We start from the raw sequence: 21,987 nt of genomic DNA, 5'->3' as shown, positions 1-21,987 counted from the left end.
ACGTCTTCCTCAGACCCGGGCCGCAGCGGCTGCGGCCCGATCGACCAGGAACGTCGCGCGCCGGCACTCGGTCACGATGGTGGCTGGCCAGTCGGGCTCGTAACGGGTGGCGGCGACGAGTTCGCGGTACGCGCCCTGCTTGTGCTCGCCGCACAGGATCATGACGACCTCGGCCGATTGGCCGGCGATCGTGTCGACGCCGACCGTGACTCCGTAGCGCGGAACCATCGCGAGATCGGTGAACTCGGGGAACGTGTTCATGTTGTCACGACGCGTGAGTTCGCCGAGCTCGACGATGTGGGTCTTCGCTCCGCGCGGGGTTCCCGGCTGGTTGAACGCGACGTGGCCGTCGCTGTCGCCGGATGCGAGCAGAAAGAGGTCGATCCCGCCTGCCGCGGCGATCCGGGCGTCGTAGGCCGCCGGGTCTGTCGGATCTGCCGTCCAGATCTCCGTCGGCGGCGTCGACCCCGCACGTACGCTCGCATCGGCGATCGGGGCGAGGATCTCGCGGCGCGCGAAGCCGAGGCACGAGTACGACGCGTCAGGGTCGACCGTGCGGTACACACCCCGCTCGTCGGCCAGGACGTAGTCGTCCATCATGACGATCACGAGGTTCGACAGATCGGCGCCGCCGGCCGCGTGGCGGGCGAGCGCCTCGTACACCGGCACCGCGGTGCGGCCGCTCGGGCAGCCCAGCAGGAACGGGGCGCCGCCGTTCGCGGCCATCCGGCGGACGATGCCGTCCGCCACGGCTGCGCCGACGGCATCGCGGTCGTCAAGGATCTCGGGGGTCAACTGCACAGTGCTGCCTTCGGTCGATTCGAGCGGGGTGCCGGTCATTCCTTGATCGCCCCGGCGAGCATTCCCGAGATGAACTTCCTCTGGAAGATCACGTACAGGATGAGGACGGGCGCGGCGACGATCAGGCCACCGGCGGCCATGAGGTTGATCTGCGTGACGTATTTGCCCTGGAACACGCCGAGGGCGACGGTCGCGGTCTGGTTGTCTCCGTGCAGGAACACGAGCGACAGGAAGTAGTCGTTCCACGTCCACATGAAGCTCAAGAGGATGAATGTGTAGATCGCGGGCATGAGGTTCGGAACTGCGATGGACCACAGCATCCGCATCGGGCTTGCGCCGTCCATCTCTGCGGACTCGAAGATGCCGCGGGGCAGGGCGCGGAACGCCGCGCGCATCCAGAAGATGCCGAACGGTACGCCCATACCGACGTGGATGAGGATCACGCCGAGCAGATTGTCCGTCAGGCCCAGCGTGCGGAACTGGTAGTAGAGCGGCACGATGATCGCTTCGAGCGAGATCATCATGCCGAGCAGGATCAGGGGGAACAGCACGCGGTCGGCGACCACGCCGAGCACGCCGAAGGCGTAGCCGCCCAGCAGGGCGAGGATCACGCCGAGCACGACGACCGCGAGCGTGATGATGAGCGAGACGGTCATCGACCGGGCGAATTCCGCATCGGTCCAGGCCGTCACGAAGTTGCCCCACTGCAGGTCCGCCGAGGGGCGGCCGGCACGGTCGGGGCTGAGCGCGGCCGCGATGAAGGTGCCGACCGGCCAGAGCACGATGAGTGCCATGACGGTGAGGATGACGTAGGTCCATGTCTTCTCTGCGCGTACGGACATGTTCACTCCTTGTCCGCCACGCGCGTGATGACGATGGCGATGATCAGGCAGAGGACGGCCATGACCACACCGATGGCAGCAGCCTGGCCGACGTCCGGGTTGACGAAGGCGGCCTTGTACAGCGCGACCGCGGGGGTGAGCGTGGAGGTGCCCGGTCCGCCGCGGGTCGTGATCCATACGAGGTCGAACGCGCGCAGCGCGGCGGTGATCGTGAGGGTGAGCGCGACGGCGATCTGGCCGCGCAACCCGGGCAGCGTGACGGCGAAGAACTCGCGGATCGGCCCTGCGCCGTCCATCCGAGCCGCTTCGTACAGATCCGGCGAGATCGACGAGGCGCCCGCGATGAACAGCACCATGCAGAACCCGAAGGTGACCCACGTGCCGATCAGGCCGACCGCGGGAAGCGCCCACGTGAAGTCGCCGAGCCAGTTCTTGGTCAGGGCGTCGAGGCCGACGGCGCGAAGGGCTTCGTTGATCGGGCCCTCCGGTGCGTACATCCGCTTGAAGAGCAGCGCGATCACGACGCTCGTGAGCACCTGGGGCAGGAAGAAGATCCACCGGAAGACAGCCATGCCCGGTCGCTTGCCCGTCGTGATGAGGGCGGCCGACAGGAGTCCGAGGGCGATCGGCAGCAGGGCGAAGAAGCCGATCAGCACGAGCACGTTGCCGAGCGTCGAGCGCAGCACCGGATCGGTGAAGAAGGCCAGGTAGTTGTCGAACCCGACCCAGACCGCCGTCGTGATCCCGTCCCACTTGTAGAACGAGTACTGCACCGATTGGATCAGCGGCCACAGCACGACGCCGGCGTAGATGAGCAGCCCGGGCGCCGCGAACAGCAGACCGGCCCACCGCATCCGGCGTCGGGCGTGCGATCCGCGTGTCCGGCGGGGGCGGCTCAGGATCGCCCTGGTATCTGTCTGGTCACCACCCGGGCCGCCGTCCCCCGTTCCCGAAGAGAGGGCGGCCCCTGCCTGCGCAATGCTCATGGGGGTGGTCAGCCCGCCAGGAATGCGTTGCGGTCGGCGTCGACGGCCTTCGAGAAGTCGTCGGGTGTGGTCTTGCCGGCCAGCAGCAGCTGCGTGTTCTGGCTGAGGATGTCGAGCATCGTCGGGCTCGACCAGTCGAAGTACGGCACGTATCCGTCGTCGGCGTCGAGCGTTGCGGTCGCTGCCGCCTCACTCCGCTGGCTCAACACGTCCGGCGTCGTGACATCGTTCAGCGCGGGCACAAGACCCAGGTCTGCGGCCTTCTGGCTGGCATCCTTCGACATCAGGAAGTTGAGGAACGCGGCGGCGACATCAGGATGCGCGCACTTGGCCGAGATCACCATGGCACCCGGTGCGGCCCCCACCCCGACGGTCGTGCTTCCCTCCGCCTGCGGCAGCTGCACGTAGCCGAACTTGTTGAGCTGGTCTCCGCTGAGGCCGAGCGAACCGGTGTAGTCGAACCGGAACACACCCTTGCCGTCGAGGTAGTCGGCGAGCGAGGTCTGGTAGTCGATGCCCTCGAAGTTCGGGGTCAGCCACCCGTTCGCGTTCCACTTCTGCAGGGTCGTCGCCGCCTTCGTGAGGCCCGTCTGGGCTGCCGTCACATCCGGGTCGCCGTAGACGAAGTCGTTGATGTCGGCCTCGCTGCCGTACACGGTCTGCAGGCCCAGCAGCGACGCGGTGTTCCCGTCGAGGCCGCTGTAGTTGAAGGGAATCTGGCCGGCGGCCTTGACCGCGGCCGCCGCGGTCTCGAGGTCGTCGAGAGTCTTCGGCACGGCGATGCCGAGCTGCGTCAGGAGGTCGGCGTTGTAGTAGACGCCGATGAGAGACGCACGCGCCTGCGGCGTGGAGTACCACGAGCCCTCGCCGATCTTCGAGAAGTCGGTCGTGAACTTGTTCTGGCGGGCGATCGTGGTCGGCACGCTGTCGTTCCAGCCGTACAGGTCGGCGTAGGCGTCCAGGTTCAGCACGAGGTTGCCTTTGGCGAGCGTGCCCAGTGACGACCAGCCGTTGTTGGCGGTCGCGATGTCGGGGCCCCCGGCGTCCTGCATCTGAAGATTCAGCGTGCTGGTGAGCTGGCCCCAGTCCTCTTGCGTGCGCTCGATCGTGACGTTGGGGTACTTCGCCTCGAACTGGTCGATGAGCGAGACGATCCAGTCCTGCTCGGCCGAGCCCCAGAAGTCCGAGAGCTTGAGGGTCACATCGCCGGCCGCGGCGACGTCGTCCGATACGGTGGTGGGCGCCGCAGGGCCGGCTGAGCCGCCACCCGGCGCACAGGCGGTGATCGCCAGCAGCGCGATCGCGCCCGTCGCTGCCACTGCAGCGGCGCGTGCCTTCTTTGAACTCATTCTTCACTCCATCGTGTTCGTGAAAGGTGGCAGACCAGGTGCAATCAGCTGGTTTGGCCGTCGCGGCGGGCACCGCATAGGCACGCTAACACCTGAGAACCAGTTAGTCCAGTTGTGCACAATTCACTCGTAGTGGTCAACCAGTTGGAGCATGTGGTACCGTCTGGCGTCATGACCCTCTCGCCCGCCGCCACCCAGGCGTACGACCAGCTGACTCAGGAACTGAACGTCGGAGTGTTCGCCTCCGGTGCCCGGCTCCCCGGTGAGCGCGAGCTCGCCGACCGGCTCGGCATCAGCCGCGTCACGCTGCGGTCCGCGCTCGGAGCTCTCGAGACGGAGGGGCGCCTCACACGATCTGCGCAGCGCGGCTGGTTCGTACCCGCGAACGTGCTGGGCGAGCCGCCGAGCACCCTCCAGTCCTTCACCGAGATGGCCAAGGCGCGCGGGCTCCGGCCGACGGCACGGGTCATGCACCACGCCGTCCGCACCGCGACGCTCGACGAGGCCGAGCGCCTCAGGATCGCGCCGGCGTCACCCGTCATCCAGATCAACAGGCTGCGCGGGATGGACGGCACCCCCGTCTGCTTCGACGTCGTGGTCGTGCCCGAGCAGCGCGCACCCCAGCTCGCCGGTGCCGTCCTCGACGATGTGTCGCTCTACGAAACGCTGCGCGAGCTGTGCGGCATCACGATCTACCGGAGCGCCTACAGCGTCACCGCCGCGACCGCGGATAGCGCACTCGCGAAGCTGCTGAACACGACGGTCGGCGCCCCGATCCTCGTCGGCGAAGAGATCGCCTACACCGCCGAGGGCGTGCCCGTGCTGGTGGGGGTAAACAAGTACCGCGGCGACGCGTACCGGTTTCAGGCGGATCTGTTCCGGAGGGCGTGAGCCCCGGAGGCACGGGTCTCCGCCGAGGAAGTGCTGACCTCGAGGAGGCGCACGACCGCGATCGCATCCTCCAGCGACACCGGCTCAGCGCCGCCCTCGCGAATCGCGCGCGCCGCCCTGCGGTAGAACTCCGGATAGTCCCCTCGCTCCATCGGGACCCGGAGCGTGGTCATGCCGTCCGGGCCCTCTGCCTCGAGCGTGCCGTAACCCGATTCCGGCGTGACCCCGTACGAGGGATCGCTCGGCGTCACGCCGGCGACGAGCGCGGGCTCTTGTCCATCGAGTCCCGCCGAGGTGAACGACCCCTTCGTTCCCAGGACTCGGAACCGAGGACCCAGGCCGCGGCTCACGCGACTCATCAGGAGGCTCGACTCGACCCCGCTCTCGTGCCGCAGATCTATCCGGGTGTGGTCGTCGTTGCCTCCGTGACGGACGCTCCGCACACTGGCCGAACGCACCTCCGCGGGCCCGAACAGCACGAGAGCCTGATCGATCAGGTGACTGCCGAGGTCGTACGCGACCCCGCCCCCGTCGCTTGCGGGCAGCTGGTCCTTCCAGCCGCTCGTGGCCACAGGGGCCCAGTGCTCGAACGCCGACTCGAACGCGAACACCTCGCCGAGCATCCCTTCTGCGAGAAGTCGCTGAAGAGTGAGGAAGTCGCCGTCCCACCTGCGGTTGTGGAACACCATGAGGGGCCGACCGGCCGCGGCCGCGGCTTGCTCGAGAGTGCGCGCCTGGTCGACGGTGGCGACGAACGGCTTGTCCACGATCACGGCGGCGCCACGCGACAGGGCACGTGCAGCGAAATCGACGTGCGTGTCGGGCGGGCTGGAGAGGATCACGAGATCGAGATCCGTCTCGGTGTCGAGCAATTGGTCGAAGGTCGAATAAACCCGGGCTTGGGGATGATCCACGAGGGCATCGGCCCGCCTCGCCGAATCGGAGGTCACGATCGCTGATACCTCGAAGTCATCGTCGGCCTTCACGAACGGGCCGTGGAAGACTTTGCCCGACAGGCCGTAGCCCACGATCGCCGTACGAATGGGGTGGCGCGTCGCTGCGGCGTCAATGCTCGTCATAGGGCGATAGTAGGCATCACGACACATTTCGCGCAAGCGTGAAGTAAAATGGAGAGGTGTAGCATCGCAGGCAAGTTGCCAGGCCTGTGGACAAGACGATGCGCTCTCAGAGGGGGACGGGAGACCGACGTGCAGGAACCGACAGATCGCCACGATGCGCAGCCGCTGCGGAGGTTCGGCGCCGTCAAGGGCTCGAACCTCGACAGACTCCGTGCACACAATCTCTCGGCGATCCTCGTACGACTTCATCGCGACGGGCCGATCTCGCGAAGCACCCTCGCCGGCGTGACGGGCCTCAACAGATCCACCGTGACGATCCTCGTGAACGAGCTGATCGACCTGGGGCTCGCGGTCGAGCCTCAGCGCACGGTCGACGACGGCACGAAGAAGTCCGTAGGCCGGCCGAGTGTCGATGTGGCCGTCAGCGATCGCGTCTTCGCGATCGCGGTGGTGCCGGAGGTGGATGCGATCACGGTCGGGGTCGTCGGACTCGGCGGCAAGGTCCGAAAAGTGATCCACTACGAGACGGGGTCGGCGCAGACGATGCGCGAGACCGTGTCGATCGTCTCGGTGATCATCCAGGGGATCCTCTCGATGCTCCCCGAAGACACCCAGGTGATCGGCGTCGGTGTCGCCGTGCCAGGGCTGACCAACGACGAGGACGGCTCGGTCTCTCTGGCGCCGCAGCTCGGCTGGCGGGCAGAGCCGCTCGCGGCCGAGCTCGAGTCGGCGACGGGCCTGCCGGTGCGGGTCGCAAACGACGCGCACCTCGGACTCCTCGCGGAGACGAATTTCGGCGGAGGCTCACACGTCGGCAGCGTCATCTACCTGAACGGCGGAGCCAACCGCATCGGGGGCGGGATCGTCTCCGGTGGGCACGCCGTGAAGGGGTCCAACGGCTACGCCGGGGAACTCGGGCACTTCCGCATCCGCAGCGGCGGGTCCAGAGACTCGGCGGGCTTGCAGGGAACCCTGGAATCAGAGGTCAACCGCGACGCCCTCGTGCAGAGTCTCGGCCTCGATCGCCGCGACTTCCATCGCCTCGACGAGGTCCTCGCCGAGCGCCGGACAGCCCTCGCCCAGCAGGAGATCGATCGTCAGATCGAGGCTCTCGGCACGGCGCTCGGGACAATGGTGACGATCTTCAATCCCGACCTCATCGTCCTGGGTGGATTCCTCGGCTCTCTCCTGGAGGCCGAGCCCGTGCGGCTGCGCAGCGTCATCGCGCGCGAGACCCTCGCCCCGCAGTATGCGACGGTGCGAATCACGCGTCCCACCCTGGGCTCGGAGATCCTCCTGATCGGAGCGGCAGAGCTCGCCTTCGGTCCCCTGCTCGGCGACCCGGGAAGCATCGAGTGGCCCGAAGAGGAGCGCCAAGGCGATTCGCGCCAGGTCAACGAGTCATGACGAGAGAGCGGGGGATGTCTCACCACCGGTGAGGCATCCCCCGCTGTCGGTCACCGCGACGCGTCGATCAGGGCGAGGAACTCGTCCGTCGTGAGCACATCCGCGTACTGGGCCTGCATGTTGCGGAGGCCCTCCCAGTACTGCCCGTAGCCCTCGGGGACCTCGTGGTCGTACTCGGGATTGCGCCCGTGCCAGTTGAGCGGGATCGCGGTGCCGGAGTCGGCGACCACGATCACCTTGTAGCCGAGCTCGAATCCGTCCCGCGCGGTCGTCGGGACGCAGTTGCCCGTCGACGAGCCGACGATCACGAGGTAATCCGTGCCGGCGGTCGTGAGCCAGGAGTTGAGCGGCGATTCGAAGAAGCTGCTGTTGCGATGCTTCTTGAGCACGGCTTCGTTGCTCGCCGGCACGAACCCATCGCACAGAGCGCCGTCGAAGGTCCCGTGGTTGAAGGGCGAGTCCGGGCGCTTCCAGTCCGGGTACTTCACGCCCCACAGGCCGATGTCGAATCCGCCGGGATCCATCCCCCACATCGACCAGTTCACGGTCAGGTCGTTCGCGCGGGCCGCATCGAGGCACCGTTTCGCCTGGACGAGGGTCTCCTCGCCCGAGGGTGCGCCGCCCACGCTCTGCACATAGTCCGCGCCCCGTCTGTCGAGGCACAGGTTCTGCACGTCCAGCATGTGCACGGTCGTCCGGCTCAGGTCGATCTTGTCCGGGATCAATCGATACGTGCGGTCGACATATCGATCGAGTTTTTCAGCGAAGTTCGCCATGGGTCCTTCTTCCCTTCCTAATGGTCCGCCCGGACTTACGCCGGTGGGTTGTAGCTGAGCAGGAGTTCGTTCCAGTCCCACTCGTCTGCGAAGAACGGCGCCGTCGTATAGGTGCCGTCCATCGTGTCCTTCAGCGATTCGGGCCCGGGGAACCCGATGACCTTCCAGCCGATCCGGTCCTTGTTGCCGCCGTACACCGGGTCGGCGTAGAAGCCCTGCCGCACGTGGAAGCACAGGGTCTCGAAGAAGGGCTTCCCCTGATCGGTGTTGCCCTGAAGCCGCGAATAGAACACTTCGTGCTCGTCCAGGCGGACGTGACTCGGCTTCGGGCTTCCGCTCAGTTCGACGAGGATCTCGTCCTGAGCGGACTCGTCCGCGTGGATGAAGTCCTCGGCTCCGTGACGCCGCGCGATCTCGTCCAGCTGGAGGATGCCGTCGCGATAGAGCTGCTTCATCACCGCGTTGCGGGCACGTGCGGCGTCGGCCTCGGGGCCCGCGAGCTGCAGGAACCCGCTGCCATCGGCGGCGGCGTACACGTACTCGATGCCGGAGAGGTACCGATCGATGAACACGACGGCGCGCGCTTCTCTCGCGCCGGGGTCGTGGTCGGTCGGAATGATCCGCGCGGCGGCCGCTTCGACGGTCTCCCACTCGTGCGGCGAGAAGAACAGCCGCTCATCGCTGTCCGGATCGATCTGAAGATCGAGCTTCTTCCATTCGGATTTGGATGTCATCGCTTCGCTCCTTTTCGCATCAGCCCGAGATGGACACGGGCTCGAGGACGAGTCGCTCGCTGCGACCCTTGAGATACGTGGAGGCGATGTAGTCGGCTGCCCTCCACGAGTGGGCCATGATCGTCAGCGTCGGGTTGACGCCGAGTGCTGTGGCGAAGCCCGATCCGTCGAGCACGAAGAGGTTCTCGACGGAGTGCGCCTGAGCCCACTCGTTGAGGACGGACTTCGCGGGGTCGGTGCCCATCCGCACTGTGCCGTGCTGGTGACACGCGTTCCCGGTGAACTCGTCGCCGAGGTAGACGGGCATCGTGCGCACCGCGCCTGCGGCCTCGAGGATCTCGACGTTCTTGTCGATCTGCCACTTGCTCATGGCCGTATCGTTCGCGTGGGGCTTGTTCGTGATCCGGGCCACCGGCATCCCCCAGCGGTCCTTCACCACGGGATCCAGATCGACGCGGTTCGTCTCCTGCGGCAGGTCCTGGAGGATCATGCCGATCTTCATCGAGTGCAGGAAGTAGTCGCGGTCGGCGTCTTTGGCTGCCTCACCCCAGATGGGTTTGCCGGGGAGGATCGGATTGATCGGCTGGCCGATCTGCGTGGTGGCGATGATGCCGCCACCGATGTGGCCGCGCGATTCGTCGGTCTCGTAGAAATGCATCGAGCCGCCGCTCTGATAGTTCCCGGTGAACCCGTTGAGGGGGTCGCTGAGCTCTTTGTCGAAGAGCCCGACCGCGAAGAGGTACTCGTGGAAGGTCGCGTTCTTGCCGACCAGACCCGAGTCATTGGCGATTCCGTCCGGGAACAGGGGCGACTTCGACATGAGCATGAGCCGGGCGCTCTCGATCGCTCCGAGGGCGAGGATGACGACGCGCGCGCGCTGCTCTTCTTCCGAGCCATCCGGATTGATGTAGATCACCCCGGTGGCCTTGCCGTCCGGACCGACCGTGACCTCGCGGACGAAGCTGTCGGCCCGCACCTCGAAGTTTCCCGTGGCCAGCGCCTCGGGGATGTAGGTGGTCGCCACGGTCGAGCGCGTCTCGGTGGGGTCGCCGTACTGATTCCAGAAGCTCGAACGGTTCACCGCTTTGCGACCGAGCTCGTTGCGCTCCGTGAGGTGGCTCATCGGCAGCGGCATCGCGTTGATGCCGAGCTTGCGGCAGCCTTCGTAGAACTTCAGGCCGAACTTCGTCGGTCCGAGGGGACCGCTGGGGTACCGGCGCGAGCGGAAGCCGGCACCGACCTCCGCGCCGTCGAGACCGGAGATGCCGTAGCTCCACTCCACCTTGGTCAGGTAGGGCTCGAGGTCGTCGTACCGGTACGGCCAGTCCGCGAGGCTCGCACCCTCGATGTCACCGTGCAGCGTGCGCATGATGAAATCGGAGGGCCGCGGCCGCGGAGTCCAGCCGGCCATGTGCGTCGTACCTCCCCCGACCGCCGACGGGACCGGCGAGAAGTTGAAGATCCGGCTCTCCGAGCTCTCGTCCCTGCGCACCGTCCGGGGCATCAGATCGACGTCGGGCCACAGATAGCTGCGGTTCTGGAACTTCAGCTCGTCGCCCGAGTAGTGCTCGCTATTGCGCAGCCACGGGCCCTTGTCGAATCCGACGACGGAGTAACCCGCCTCGGACAGCACCTTGGCCGCGGGGCCCCCGCCGGCGCCGAGCCCGACGATGACGACATCGACGGCATCCAGTCGCTTCACCATTTCCTACCTCTTCTCTCGTGTCTCGTGCTCTCGTGTCTGGGTGGGCGGGGCGCCCCGGTCGGCGAGACGCCCCGCCCGGTCGCTCAGTAGCTGCCCGCTCCGGCCATGGCGTCGGCGATCAGGCCCTCGGCCCAGTCGACGTTCGCCTTGTCGACGACCACCGTGGGGATGCGGATGAACTGCGACACGGTCATGCCCAGCACCTCGTGCTGGAAGAGCGTGTCGACCATGGTCGTGCCCATCTCGATCGAGTTGACGTCCACCGTCGCGGTGAGCTTGCCGTCGCGGATCGAGTCCATGCCGGAGATCAGTCCGTCAGCGCCGATCGTGATGATTCCCTGGCTGCCGTCCCAGTGCTTCAGGCCGGCGAGGTCGATCGCCTGCGATGCCCCGAGCGCCATGTCCTCGTTCTCGCCGTAGATCGCGTCGATCTCGGGGAACTTCGTCAGGAGGTCCTGGGCGGCGGTGAGTCCCTTGTCACGGACGTAGCCGCCATCGGCGGAGCCGACGATCGTCATGTCGGGGAACTCGGCGATCGCGGCCTCGAACCCCTGCTGACGCAGCTTGGTCCAGTCCGAGCCCGACGGCCCGAGGATCTGGACGATCTGGCCCTGACCCTTCAGAAGGCCGGCGATGTACTGCCCTGCGATGTAGCCGGACTGCCAGCGGTCGTCGTAGCCGATGTTCGAGACGGTGTGCAGTCCACCGGTGGGATCGGTCGCCTGCGAGGGGTTCTCGAGCTCTTCGGTGGAGTTGAACTGGTAGAAGTCCACGCCCGACTTCGACCCGGTCTCGTAGATCTCCTGCATCGTCGAGTGCGGGGCTGCGGAGCAGACGAAGACCGCGTCGAACCCGTTCGAGATGAAGTTCTCGACGATCCCGACCGCCTCGACGCCGGAGTGCGCATCGTTGAGCGCGCCCTGGCGCGACCACTCCCACTTCACGCCGTAGCAGTCCGCGTAGTACTTCATGCGGTTGTGAGCGGCCTTCTCCACCTGGGTGTAGAACTCGGACAGGATCGGCGGCGTGTAGCCGATCTTGATCGTGCGTCCATCGACGGCTTTCGTGATGGCGTCCTGGGTCGCCTGGCTGCCACAGCTGGCTCCGGCGGCCGCACTGCCGTCAGACCCGCCGCCGCCGTTGCCGGTGTTGGTATTGGCGACCGTGCAGCCGGCAAGGACCATCGCGAACACGGCGGTCATCGCGGCGGCGGCTACGCGCCGCCGGGCACTACGCCGACCGGTGTCGGTGATCTCATTCCTGTGAAACATGTGATTCCTCTCGGTGCGCGCCGGCGCCGTGCCGGCGTGGGTTTTCTCTCAGGCGACGGTGCGTGAGAGACGTGCGGCGCGACTGCGCAGAACAGCGGCGCGGACGCGATCGCTGACGAAGTTGGCGCCCACTGCGAGCAGCAGGATGACGCCGATGACGATCTTCTGGTAGCTCGAGGGGACGCCCACGAGGTTGATGATGTTGATCGCGAGAGCGAGCGTGAGTGCTCCGAGCACAGCTCCGAGCACGCGTCCGCGCCCGCCCATGAGCGATGCTCCCCCGATGATGGCGGCCGAGATCGCCTGGATCTCGTACCCGGTTCCGAGGTCGGCGGGAACGTTGTTGTTCCGGCCGGCCAGGATGATCCCGGCGATCGCGGCGCATGTGCCGCTCACGATGTACGCCTGCGTCTTGAGCCAGCGCACCGGGATTCCCGACTGACGGGCCGCGATCGCGTTGCTGCCCACCGCGAAGAACCGCGTTCCGAGGGCTGTGCTGCGCAGCAGCCACCCGACGAGCAGGGCGAGCACCAGCGCGATGACCATCGGCAGGGTCACGGGTCCGAGGATCGGCTGGAGCCCGCCGACGAGCCGGAACTCGGGTGTCATGTAGCCGATGATCGGAACGCCCTGCGTCAGGATGTAGAGGACGCCGCTGGCGAACCCGAGGGTCGACAGCGTCGCGATGAAGTCGGGGAGACCGACCCGGGTGACGAGCAATCCGTTGAGCAGTCCGGCCGCGATCCCGACGACGAGGGCCGTGATGAAGGCGAGGAAGACCGGCGCGCCGAGACGCATGGCGGTTGCCGCGGCTCCTGCGCACAGCGCCATCACCGCACCGACCGAGAGGTCGATCCCGCCCGAGATCAGCACGACGGTGACCCCGATCGCCAGAATCATGACCGTGATCGAGCTGCCCAGAAGGTTGAACAGGTTGTTGCCGGCGTAGAACACCGGGAGTGCGACCGCGGCGAAGATCGCGAAGACCACCAGGAGCACCACGACTCCGAGGGTCGGGTCGACCAGGACTCGCTCGACGATCGAGCGGAGGCGACTCTGCTCGGGAGCTGCATCGGACATCAGCGTGCACCTTCCTTGGTGGTCACGTCGCGGTCTGCGAGCGCGGCGGCTGTTCTTGCCAGGGCGCCCCGCAGCAGCACTCGCCGGACCTGCCGATCGAAGATGACCCCGAACACGATCGCGAGAGCGGTCACGATGCTGAAGTAGACCGGGTCGACGTTGTTGAGGCGAAGCCCCTGTTGCACAGTCAGCAGGAAGAGGCCGCCGATGAAGGCCGCCCAGACGTTCCCGACGCCACCGGCGAGCGCTATACCGCCCACCACAGCGCCGGCGATCGCCGTGAACTCGTACCCGATGCCCAGGAACGCCTGGACCGCACCGAGTCGCGATGCCAGCAGGACGCCCGCCACCCCCGAGAGCAGCCCGGAGATCACGAAGGTGAACAGCCGGATGCGCGGCACACTCACCCCCGCCACGTTGGAGGCGGCCGACGAGACGCCGATCGCATACAGCCGGCGACCCGTCACGGTCTTGGCCAGGAGCAGGTGGGCGATGAGGAAGAGCCCCGCTGCGACGAGGAACGCGATCGGAACTCCGAGCACGTTGCTGCGGGTGATGGCCCCGAAGCCCGGCGTGGTGACGCCCTGGAGCAGCGTCGCCTGCGACAGCACGACGAGCAGGCCCGCCGCGATGTTGAGGGTCGCGAGCGTCGCGATGAAGTCGTCGATGCGGAAGACGGCGACCAGGATGCCGTTGACCAGACCGAAGACGAGGCCGGTGAGGGCGCCCACCGCGATGCCCAGCCAGAGCGGCGCGCCGCCTACGAGCGCGAACATGGTGGTGCCCGCGCTCAGGCCCGCGACAGTCCCGACGGACAGGTCGATGCCTCCTCCGATGATCACGATCGCGACCGCGAGGGTCAGCAGCAGCATCGGCGCGGCGTTGGTCATGAAGTTGTCGAGCGTGTCGGCGCTGAGGAAGATCGGGTTGAGGATCTGGAACACGATCACGGCCGCGATGAGGACGATCGTCATCGGGATCCCGGGAATGTTCAGGACCCGGGCAACCGAGGGTGGGAGGTTCATTCGACCGCTCCCGCCGCGCTGAGGGCGAGCACCTTCGATTTGAGTTCCGCGAATCCGCCGGCGGCGATCTTCTTCGGAATGTCGCGGATCTCGCCGACGATGCGTCCCTTCTTGAGCACCAGCACGCGGTGGCTGAGCTCCAGGAGCTCTTCGAACTCCGACGCGATGAGGATCGCCGCACCGCCGTCGGCGGAGAAGTGACGGATCAGCGCATGGACGTCGACCTTGGCCGAGACGTCGATCCCCTGCGTCGGCTCGTCGAAGATCAGAAGCCGCGGCGCGGTGTTCAGACACCGGGCGACGATCGCCTTCTGCTGGTTCCCACCGCTGAGGTTGCCGATGCGGGTGTTGACGTTCGGGGCCTTGATGCCCAGCCTCGTGCCGTACTTCTCGGCGAGTGCGCGCTCACGACCGGCGCTGAGCCAGATCCGCGCTCGGCTGACGGTCGACAGCTTGGAGATCGAGATGTTCGACGCGATCGACATCTCGGTGAGAATCCCCAGCTGCTTGCGATCCTCGGGCAGCATCGCCAGCCCCGCACGGTACGCGGCGGACGACGATCGCGGATTGATCCGCTTCCCGTCCAGCTCGACCGTTCCCGCGGTGCGCGCGTCCAGGCCCATGAGCGTCCGCACGACTTCGGTGCGCCCCGCTCCCGCCAGTCCCGCGAGGCCGACGACCTCACCCTCGTGCACCTCGAACGAGATGTCTTTCGCGAGCGACCCACGCGAGAGACCGCGAACCGACAACACGACGGGGGCATCGTCGAGCGGCGTCAGGCGGTTGAGGTGCCGCGTGTCACCGCCGCCGAACTCTTCCCGCTGGTCGCCGAACATGTAGGTCAGGAGCGTGTCGATCGGGGCGGAGTCGACGTCGACCGTCGCGACATTGCGACCGTCACGGAAGACGGTGGCGCGGTCTGCGAGTCCGGCAAGCTCCTCGAGGTGGTGCGTCACCCAGATGAGGGCCACGTTGCGCTCTCGCAGCGACCGCATGTATTCGAAGAGCGACGCGCGCTCCGCGTCTTCCAGACCGGAGGTCGGCTCATCGAGGATCAGCACCTTCGGATCGAAGGCGAGCGCCTTGACGATCTCGAGGGAGCGCTTCTTGAGGGCTCCGAACTCCGATACCGGGGTGTGCAGCTCAGCGCGCGAGATGCCGAAGTCTTTCGCGAGATCGCGGACGCGGTTCTCCATGCGCCGCCGATCCGAGACGAGCGGGATGCCCAGGACGCGTCGCTTGATCTCCCGGCCGAGGAAGATGTTGTCGAGCGCCGAGAGCGCGGGCACCAGTGACAGTTCCTGGTAGATGGTGGAGATGCCCGCGGTGATCGCGCCCTGCGGTCCGCTGATCGCGAGGGGTTCGCCGCCGAGGAGGATCGTGCCCTCGTCGGGCTTGGTCGCCCCCGAGATGATGCTGATCATCGTCGACTTCCCCGCGCCGTTGCCGCCCAGAAGCGCGTGGATCTCGCCCTGTCGCACCGAGAGGCTGGCCTGATTCAGCGCGGTCACGCCGTCATAGTGCTTCGTGATGCCACGAGCGTCGAGGACCGGTGGGATTGGTGCGAGGCGTGAATCAACGTCTACGTCCATGCGTCAGCTCCTTTGCTGTGGGGTCGTGCGTCGCGGGTCACGAACGACTGGTATAAATAATCCACACTTCCGACAAAATAGCAAGAGCCAGTCGGCGGAAGGCTTTGCGCAGGTTGCAGCGCAACGTTGCGCCCGCACGGATTTCCGTGGTCGCAACGTCGACCGCACGGCGGTCACGGGGGGCTTCGGGCAGCGGAAAACCGCCGAAATCCAGCCCGATCGCCTCGGATCAGTTAGTTTGCAGAAGCGCACAAATGGAGGATCGCCTCTGATCGACGCGACACAGCCGAGACCAGATCGATATCTTTTGCACAATCACGCAATATGGCGAGACAAGGCGGCGCGCGGGCCGGGCGCGCGGGCGCGCTCGACCGGAGCGCCCCGCGACCCTGGTCGGGACGGATGCCGGTGACACACCGGCATCCGTTCACTCAGCCCGGTGCGTGAGACGCGCGGATCGGCGCACGCAGCAGGATGCGCGACTGCGTCATGGCCTCGACGGATGCTCGGGAGTATGCGAGCGGGAAGCTCTCGCCGTCCACCCACGGGTCGAAGAGGTCGCGGTAGTGGGGCGACCGAGGGTCGCCGGATTGTCCGGGAGAGTTCAGCGCTCGGCTGTTGTCCCACTCCCCCACGTCGATGACCATCCGGAACGTCGACCCGATCGACTGACGGAACTGGGCGTCGTAGCCGGCCATGCCGACGGTGTCGCCGCTCCCGCCGCGTGGCCGGGGTCCGACGCCGCGCCACATCGGGTCGACTCCGTCGGCCGCAGCGAACGCCGCGTGCGCGATCGCGGAGTGGTGAAGGCGACCCCACGTCCACCCGCCCGCTTCCTCCGGGCCGAGCAACTCGGCGATGTCGGCGAGCGCGTCATCGAGGGTCGAGGCGACGCCCTGAGCCAGGTCATCGGCCTCGAGCTCTCGTGCAAGCCGCTCGATCATGCGGATGTCGCCGCGCAGATCCCCGCCGAACGACTCGTCCTTCATGACGTGGGCGCGGGCTGCTCGAGCCTGTTCCGGCGAGAGTCCCTCCGCGGTCATGACGCGATCGATCATCCAGGGGCGAAGGTGCCGGCGCACCCAGATCTCGAACACGAGCGCCGCGCGCGAGTCCGCAGACTCCACACCGTCCCACGCGAGGAGCGCGCTCAGTTCTTCACCGTTCGCGATGGCGTCGGGGTCGATCCGCTGAAGCGCGCGAAGAAGCCGGAGGGCGTGGGGGCTCTGCGCATCCGACTGCATGGCGAGGCTCTCGTCGAGGCTGACGTCGGTGTGGTGCTCGAGCCACTCGGTGAGCCGCTCGCTGCGGCCCCCGGAGTACCAGTCGTAGGTCGTCGTGAGGTCGGTGTTGTCGAAGTCGTCGGGCAGGTTCATCTCGTTGGCCGAGGCGAACCACCCGCGAGGGTCGCGGCGCATCGAGGGCAGGCCCGGCGCCGACACGAAACCGTCCCACTCGTAGCGTCCATCACCCGTCACCGGCAGGCTGCCGTCCCAGTTGGGGCGCCGAGGCACCTTGGCGGATGCTTGCCAGCCCCAGTCTCCCTCCGGTGTGGCGAAGACCTGGTTGACCCCTGGCGCGCCCCACGATTGGAGGGCGTCCAGGAACTCCGATCCGTTCGTGGCAGCGTCGTACCCGATGCTCGCGAGGTAGGGGGCCATGCCGGGCTCGAGCCACGCCGCACGCACGGCGACGGCGAATCCTCGCGCGGGGTCGGAGTAGATCACCGGGCCATGCCGGGTGTATACGAGCGCGACCGGCACCTCGTCCGCGCCCACCGGGATCATCTCCTCGATGACCCGGAACGGCTCCCACCCGTCCCCGTACCGGTACGAGCTCTCGTCGTCCGGGTTGAGTTCGTAGAGGTAGAGGTCTTCGTGGTCGACCGGCCAGATCGTGAGACCGAACGCGACGTGTCCGTTGTGCCCGATGGAGATCCCCGGCAGGCCGGGTTCTCCGGCGCCGATCACGCTCATCCCGGGTGCGTCGAGGTGCGCCACGTATCTCAGCGAAGGCAGCGTGATCGCGCGATGCGGATCGTTCGCGAGGATCGGGCGGCCGGTGTCGGTGCGCTCGCCCGAGACGACCCAGTTGTTGCTTCCGCTGATCGACTCACGAGCGGATGCCGGATCCGCGGCGCCGTGGAAGTCCACCGGTGCGAACGCCAGCCGGTACACCCGGAGGATGTCGTCCGAGATCAGGTCGAGGTCGACGCCCGCGGGCACGGCGAGCCGGTCTGCGGGCTCGCGCGCCTGTCGGAGTTCCTCCGCCTCGCGGCCGGCGTCGCGCAGAGTCCGTGCGCGCGCCACTTCCTGCTCGGCGTTGTAGAAGAGGCCGTGCGTCCGGAAACGCACGGCATCCTCCGGAGCCCAGAACGACGGAACGTAGCCGTAGAGAGCGAACTCGGGCGGCAGATGTGCGGGGTTCTCACGCACCCAGGCGACATAGGCGTTGACCCCTCGGGCGAACGCCGCGACGGCCTCTCGGGTGCCCTCCGCATACGCGGCCCATTCGGCGTCCATGTCGCCGCGGTAGAGGAAGAGCCGGTTGGCGCGGTCCTGCTCCACGTACGCCGGGCCGAAGACCTCCGCGAGCAGGCCGTTCCCCCGCCTCCTCCAGAGATCGATCTGGAAGAGGCGATCCCTCGCGGCGTTGAACCCCTGCGCGAGGAAGACGTCATTCGTCGACTGCGCGTACAGGTGGGGCACACCCCAGGTGTCGACCAGGATCTCGACGTCGTTCTCGAGGCCTGCGACGTCGTACTCGTCGGGCGGGTTCGGAGCCATCTCGTTCATCATCCACGCTTCCGCACGCGGACCATGGCATCCACTCCGACCGCGGCGACGACGATGACGCCCTTGGCGATGAGCTGCCAGTTCTGCGACACGTTGAGGCTGTAGAACACGTTCGTGAGAGTCGCGAGGATGAGGAGTCCGACGGCGCTTCGCCAGATCGCTCCTTCACCGCCCAGCAGCGACGTGCCGCCGACCACGACGATCGCGATGGCGTCCAGGGCCATCGACGCTCCGACATCGGCCTGGCCGACACCCAGGCGCGACGCATCCATCATCCCGGCGAGGGCCGCGAGCAGCCCGGTGAGGACGTAGACGCTGCTGTTGAGGCCCTTGACCCGAAGCCCGGTCAGCCACGCCGCTTCGTAGTTGCCGCCCACGGCGTAGATGTTCCGGCCGAAGGTGGTCTTGGCAAGCAGCAGCGCGGCGATCAGGAACGCGCCGAGCAGGATCCAGATCGGCAGCGGGAACCCGGCGATACGCGTCAGAGCGAGGTCTTGGAACGCCGGGTTGTTGTTCACGATGAAGGGCGACGAATTCGAGTAGATGTACGCGATGCCGCTGATGATCGACGCGGTGCCGAGGGTGGCCACGAACGGGTTGATGCTCAGGCGCGAGATGATGGTGCCGTTCAGCGCCCCGACGATGACGCCGGCGGCGAGCGCACCGATCCCGGCGATCACGACCGACCCCGTCTGCAGCGTCAGCCCGGCGTAGAGGGTCGCTCCGAGGGCGTAGGTCGCCCCGACCGACAGGTCGAATCCGCCCGAGATGATGACGAACGTCATGCCGATCGCGATGAGTCCCACGGCCGAGTTCTGCGTGAGGATGTTGCCGATGTTCGCGGGGTTCAGGAACCCCGGGTAGAGGATCGTCGCAACGCCGATGAGCACGACGAGGACCCCGAGCATGCTGTAGCGCGACGCGAAGTACCCGATCCCGCGCCGGCTCGAGCCGACGCCGTCCGAGACTTTGGGTGTGACCGGCCCCGGTGTTCCGCCGTCCACGACGGGAGGTGCTGTCGTCTCGCTCATGCCGCTGTCTCACTCTCTCCGAATCCAAATTTGACGATCTCCTCGACGGAGAACTCGCCGCTTGCCGTGTCGAACTCGTGCACCACTCGTCCGTGCGAGAAGACCAGCAGCCGATCGCACACGGCGAGGACCTCTTCGAGCTCGGACGAGGTGACGATGATCGTCGCTCCGTCACGCGCAAGGCGGACGAGCGACGCGAGCACTTCCGCCTTGGCTCCGACGTCGATCCCCCGCGTGGGTTCGTCGACGAGGAACACCCGGGGCCGGTGGCCCGCCCACTTCGCGAGGAGCACCTTCTGCTGATTGCCGCCCGAGAGGTTTCGCACGGGGTCGTAGAGGCGGCGCGCGTTGAAGCCGAAGAAGGCGGCGTCGTCGGCGACCGCCGGTCTCTCCCGGCGCGACGAGATGATCCCCCGGACGGGGCCGCGGCGGCCGAGCCAGTAGTTCGCGAGGCTGTCCATGCCCATGACGAGCGCGGCGCGCCGGCTCTCGGGGACCATGACGACGCCGTCGGCGATCGCGGCGCGCGCCGACTTCGGCCAGGGGACGCTGCGGCCGGCGAGCGTGAGCTTTCCGCGCGACTTCGGCTCGAGTCCGAACAGCGACCGGAAGAACGAGGTGCGGCCGGAGCCGACGAGTCCCCAGAGTCCGACGATCTCGCCTTCGCGTGCGCGCACCGAGACGTCCTCCAGCACGCCGGGGAGGGTGATGCCCTCGGCCGAGATCGATTCCGCGCCGAGCGGGTGCCGGTCGACGCGGCGCTCGATGACGACATCCTTGCCGACCATGTTGCGCACGATCGACGCTTTGTCCCACTCGGACCGCGGTGCGGTATGGACGACCTCGCTGTCGCGCATGACGGTGATGTGGTCGCTGAGGGCGAGCACCTCATCGAGATTGTGGCTCACGAAGACGATCGTGGTGCCGCCCTCGCGAAGACGGTGGAGGATCCGGTAGAGCACTTCACGCTCACCCTCGGCGAGCGCCGCGCTCGGTTCGTCGAGCATGAGGATGCGGCCGTTGGCCTGCACTCCGCGCATGATCTCGACGATCTGCTGCTGCGAGATCGAGAGGTCTCGTGCCGGCGTGTCGGGGTCGATCGACACGTCGAACTGGCGGCAGAGCTCGAGGTAGCGCTCACGCATGGCTCGATCGCTGGTGATCCCCGACACGGAGGTGAGCTGACCGAGGAACACGTTCTGGGATGCCGTGAGCGCGGGCACCATCGTCAGTTCCTGGTAGACGACGACGAGCCCGTGATGGCGGGCGTCTCGGGGGCTCGAGCCGCGGAGCGCGTCGCCGAAGATCGAGATGGTTCCCTCGTCCGAGGCGACCCGGCCGGAGATCATACCGAGGAGCGTCGACTTTCCGGCGCCGTTCTCGCCGACGAGGGCGTGCACGGTCCCGGGTTCCACCACGAGGTCGGCCTTGTGGACGGCGTACTTGCCGGCGTACTTCTTCGAGACGCCTTCACAGTGGATGGCGTGCGTTTCGCTCGATGTCATGGCTCCTCCTCGGGGTGGAGCGCCGGGTGGTCCGGAGCGCTGCTCCGGACCACCCGGCGATCGGTGGATCAGTACTCGGCGGTGTATTCGGCGACGTTGTCGGGGTAGACGAACGGGCTGCCGCCGGGGAGGGTGTCGAGCGTCGCGAGGTTGACGAAGACCGGGGTCTCTTTGCCGTTCACGAGGTCGACGATGCCCTGCAGCGCGTACTTGGTCTCCTGGCGCGGGAGCATGATGATCGTCGAGCTGAGCTCGCCGCTCTTCACGTTGTCCAGAGCCCACTGATCTCCGCCGAAGTCGAAGACGTCGACGTTGCTGCCGGTCGTCGCCTGGACGACGCCGCGCGTCATGCCCGAGAAGTTCGACATGATGACGTTCAGATCGGGGTTGGCCTGCATGATCGTCTGCGCGGCCTGGAACGCCTGAGCGGTGGTGTAGTTGGTCGTCTGCTGGGCGACGACCTCCCACGGTCCGTCCGAGAACGCCTTGGCAGCCTGGAAGAACGCGATCGAGTTGGCGTTGAGGTCGGGCCCTGACACGAGGGCGATCTTCGCGCCGTCCGGGTAGGCCTTCTTGACCTGATCGACCCAGGATTCGTAGACGTCGAGCGTCTGGCCTCCGACGTAGTTGACGGTGCCGGGCTCCCACGTCTGGTCGCCGAGATTGGTCGCGCGGCCGCAGATGGGCAGGTTGAAGACCGCCACCATGACGCCCGCGGCAGGGGCATCCTTCGTGAGCAGGTTGCAGACCAGGTTGCCGTCGTTGGGCTCGACCGCGAACGCGTTGTACTTGCCGCTCGTCAGCGCCGTCTGCATCTGATCGAACTGGGTCTGCGCGTCGAACTGGCCGTCGAAGACGTCGAGCTGGAAGCCCATGTCGGCGGCGTACTTCTGCGCCTCGTCGATCGCGGCCTGCAGGTACTGGTTGCTGCTTCCGGCCGAGAAGTAGGCGACCTTGAGGTCTTTCACGGACTCGACGGATGCGGCGGGCTGACCGCCGGCCTCGGAGCTGCCGGTCGGGTTGCTGGCCGCCTCCTGGCTGGGGCTGGAACAGCCGGCGAGGACGAGCGCGGCGACGCCGACGGCGGCGGCCGTCAGCAGGAATCGGTTCTTCATGGA

Annotated in this window: 18 protein-coding genes; 2 read left to right on the top strand and 16 right to left on the bottom strand. The window is 67.1% G+C overall.

From position 1 onward, the window contains the following. Positions 1-9: 9 nt before the first annotated feature. The 4 genes from F6B43_RS17410 to F6B43_RS17395 are packed head-to-tail and all read right to left on the bottom strand — an operon-like array spanning position 10 to position 3,978. Positions 10-840 carry a 6-phosphogluconolactonase gene (locus F6B43_RS17410; protein WP_150450284.1) on the bottom strand — a complete coding sequence of 277 codons (831 nt, stop codon included), beginning with the start codon at positions 838-840 and terminating at the stop codon, positions 10-12. Continuing rightward, positions 837-1,643 (bottom strand): carbohydrate ABC transporter permease, encoded by an 807-nt coding sequence (locus F6B43_RS17405; protein ID WP_150450283.1) that lies wholly within the window; start codon positions 1,641-1,643, stop codon positions 837-839. Before F6B43_RS17405 ends, F6B43_RS17410 begins: the two co-directional genes overlap by 4 nt. A gap of 2 nt (positions 1,644-1,645) precedes the next feature. Further along, a complete protein-coding gene (locus tag F6B43_RS17400; protein WP_150450282.1) occupies positions 1,646-2,629 on the bottom strand; it encodes a carbohydrate ABC transporter permease in 984 nt (327 codons plus the stop codon). An 8-nt stretch (positions 2,630-2,637) separates the two neighbouring features. Continuing rightward, a complete protein-coding gene (locus F6B43_RS17395; RefSeq protein WP_150450281.1) occupies positions 2,638-3,978 on the bottom strand; it encodes an ABC transporter substrate-binding protein in 1,341 nt (446 codons plus the stop codon). 171 nt (positions 3,979-4,149) lie between these two features. On the opposite strand from F6B43_RS17395, the gene F6B43_RS17390 reads away from it, so the two are divergent. Continuing rightward, entirely contained in the window at positions 4,150-4,869 is a 720-nt protein-coding gene (locus tag F6B43_RS17390; protein ID WP_150450280.1) for a GntR family transcriptional regulator, read from the top strand. On the opposite strand, the gene F6B43_RS17385 is transcribed toward F6B43_RS17390, so the two are convergent. Then, positions 4,842-5,948 (bottom strand): Gfo/Idh/MocA family oxidoreductase, encoded by a 1,107-nt coding sequence (locus tag F6B43_RS17385; RefSeq protein ID WP_150450279.1) that lies wholly within the window; start codon positions 5,946-5,948, stop codon positions 4,842-4,844. The two genes, F6B43_RS17390 and F6B43_RS17385, sit on opposite strands and share 28 nt — an antisense overlap. Positions 5,949-6,077: 129 nt before the next feature. Between F6B43_RS17385 and F6B43_RS17380 the strand changes: the two genes are divergently transcribed. Further along, on the top strand, positions 6,078-7,355 hold the full coding sequence (locus F6B43_RS17380; RefSeq protein WP_170285733.1) for an ROK family transcriptional regulator: 1,278 nt from the start codon (positions 6,078-6,080) through the stop codon (positions 7,353-7,355). A gap of 50 nt (positions 7,356-7,405) precedes the next feature. On the opposite strand, the gene F6B43_RS17375 is transcribed toward F6B43_RS17380, so the two are convergent. From F6B43_RS17375 to F6B43_RS17325, 11 genes are all read right to left on the bottom strand, one after another. Beyond that, positions 7,406-8,131 carry a cysteine hydrolase family protein gene (locus tag F6B43_RS17375; RefSeq protein WP_150450277.1) on the bottom strand — a complete coding sequence of 242 codons (726 nt, stop codon included), beginning with the start codon at positions 8,129-8,131 and terminating at the stop codon, positions 7,406-7,408. A gap of 35 nt (positions 8,132-8,166) precedes the next feature. Further along, positions 8,167-8,865: a gluconate 2-dehydrogenase subunit 3 family protein gene (locus F6B43_RS17370; protein WP_150450276.1), complete on the bottom strand. Its 699-nt coding sequence runs from the start codon at positions 8,863-8,865 to the stop codon at positions 8,167-8,169. A 19-nt stretch (positions 8,866-8,884) separates the two neighbouring features. After that, positions 8,885-10,570 carry a GMC family oxidoreductase gene (locus tag F6B43_RS17365; RefSeq protein ID WP_150450275.1) on the bottom strand — a complete coding sequence of 562 codons (1,686 nt, stop codon included), beginning with the start codon at positions 10,568-10,570 and terminating at the stop codon, positions 8,885-8,887. An 83-nt stretch (positions 10,571-10,653) separates the two neighbouring features. Beyond that, the gene (locus F6B43_RS17360) at positions 10,654-11,772 is read right to left on the bottom strand and encodes a sugar ABC transporter substrate-binding protein (RefSeq protein WP_170285732.1); all 1,119 of its coding nucleotides are present in this window, start codon (positions 11,770-11,772) and stop codon (positions 10,654-10,656) included. A 117-nt stretch (positions 11,773-11,889) separates the two neighbouring features. Then, on the bottom strand, positions 11,890-12,921 hold the full coding sequence (locus tag F6B43_RS17355) for an ABC transporter permease (RefSeq protein ID WP_150450273.1): 1,032 nt from the start codon (positions 12,919-12,921) through the stop codon (positions 11,890-11,892). Then, positions 12,921-13,895, bottom strand: a complete 975-nt coding sequence (locus F6B43_RS17350; RefSeq protein WP_170285731.1) for an ABC transporter permease — start codon at positions 13,893-13,895, stop codon at positions 12,921-12,923. The genes F6B43_RS17355 and F6B43_RS17350 overlap by 1 nt, the downstream gene beginning before the upstream one ends. Before the next feature lie 47 nt (positions 13,896-13,942). Next, positions 13,943-15,538, bottom strand: coding sequence for a sugar ABC transporter ATP-binding protein (locus tag F6B43_RS17345; RefSeq protein WP_150450271.1), 1,596 nt, complete (start codon positions 15,536-15,538; stop codon positions 13,943-13,945). A 431-nt stretch (positions 15,539-15,969) separates the two neighbouring features. Further along, positions 15,970-18,324, bottom strand: a complete 2,355-nt coding sequence (locus F6B43_RS17340) for a penicillin acylase family protein (protein WP_150450270.1) — start codon at positions 18,322-18,324, stop codon at positions 15,970-15,972. Positions 18,325-18,332: 8 nt separating this feature from the next. Continuing rightward, positions 18,333-19,364 carry an ABC transporter permease gene (locus F6B43_RS17335; protein ID WP_211368194.1) on the bottom strand — a complete coding sequence of 344 codons (1,032 nt, stop codon included), beginning with the start codon at positions 19,362-19,364 and terminating at the stop codon, positions 18,333-18,335. Then, positions 19,361-20,869 (bottom strand): sugar ABC transporter ATP-binding protein, encoded by a 1,509-nt coding sequence (locus tag F6B43_RS17330; protein WP_150450269.1) that lies wholly within the window; start codon positions 20,867-20,869, stop codon positions 19,361-19,363. The genes F6B43_RS17335 and F6B43_RS17330 overlap by 4 nt, the downstream gene beginning before the upstream one ends. A 68-nt stretch (positions 20,870-20,937) precedes the next feature. Continuing rightward, on the bottom strand, positions 20,938-21,984 hold the full coding sequence (locus F6B43_RS17325; RefSeq protein WP_150450268.1) for a sugar ABC transporter substrate-binding protein: 1,047 nt from the start codon (positions 21,982-21,984) through the stop codon (positions 20,938-20,940). Positions 21,985-21,987: the final 3 nt, after the last annotated feature.

It is taken from the genome of Microbacterium rhizomatis, from assembly GCF_008710745.1.
GTDB lineage: Bacteria > Actinomycetota > Actinomycetes > Actinomycetales > Microbacteriaceae > Microbacterium > Microbacterium rhizomatis.
The sequence above is the reverse complement of the archived record's forward strand: the minus strand, read 5'-3'. Positions and strand labels throughout refer to the sequence as shown.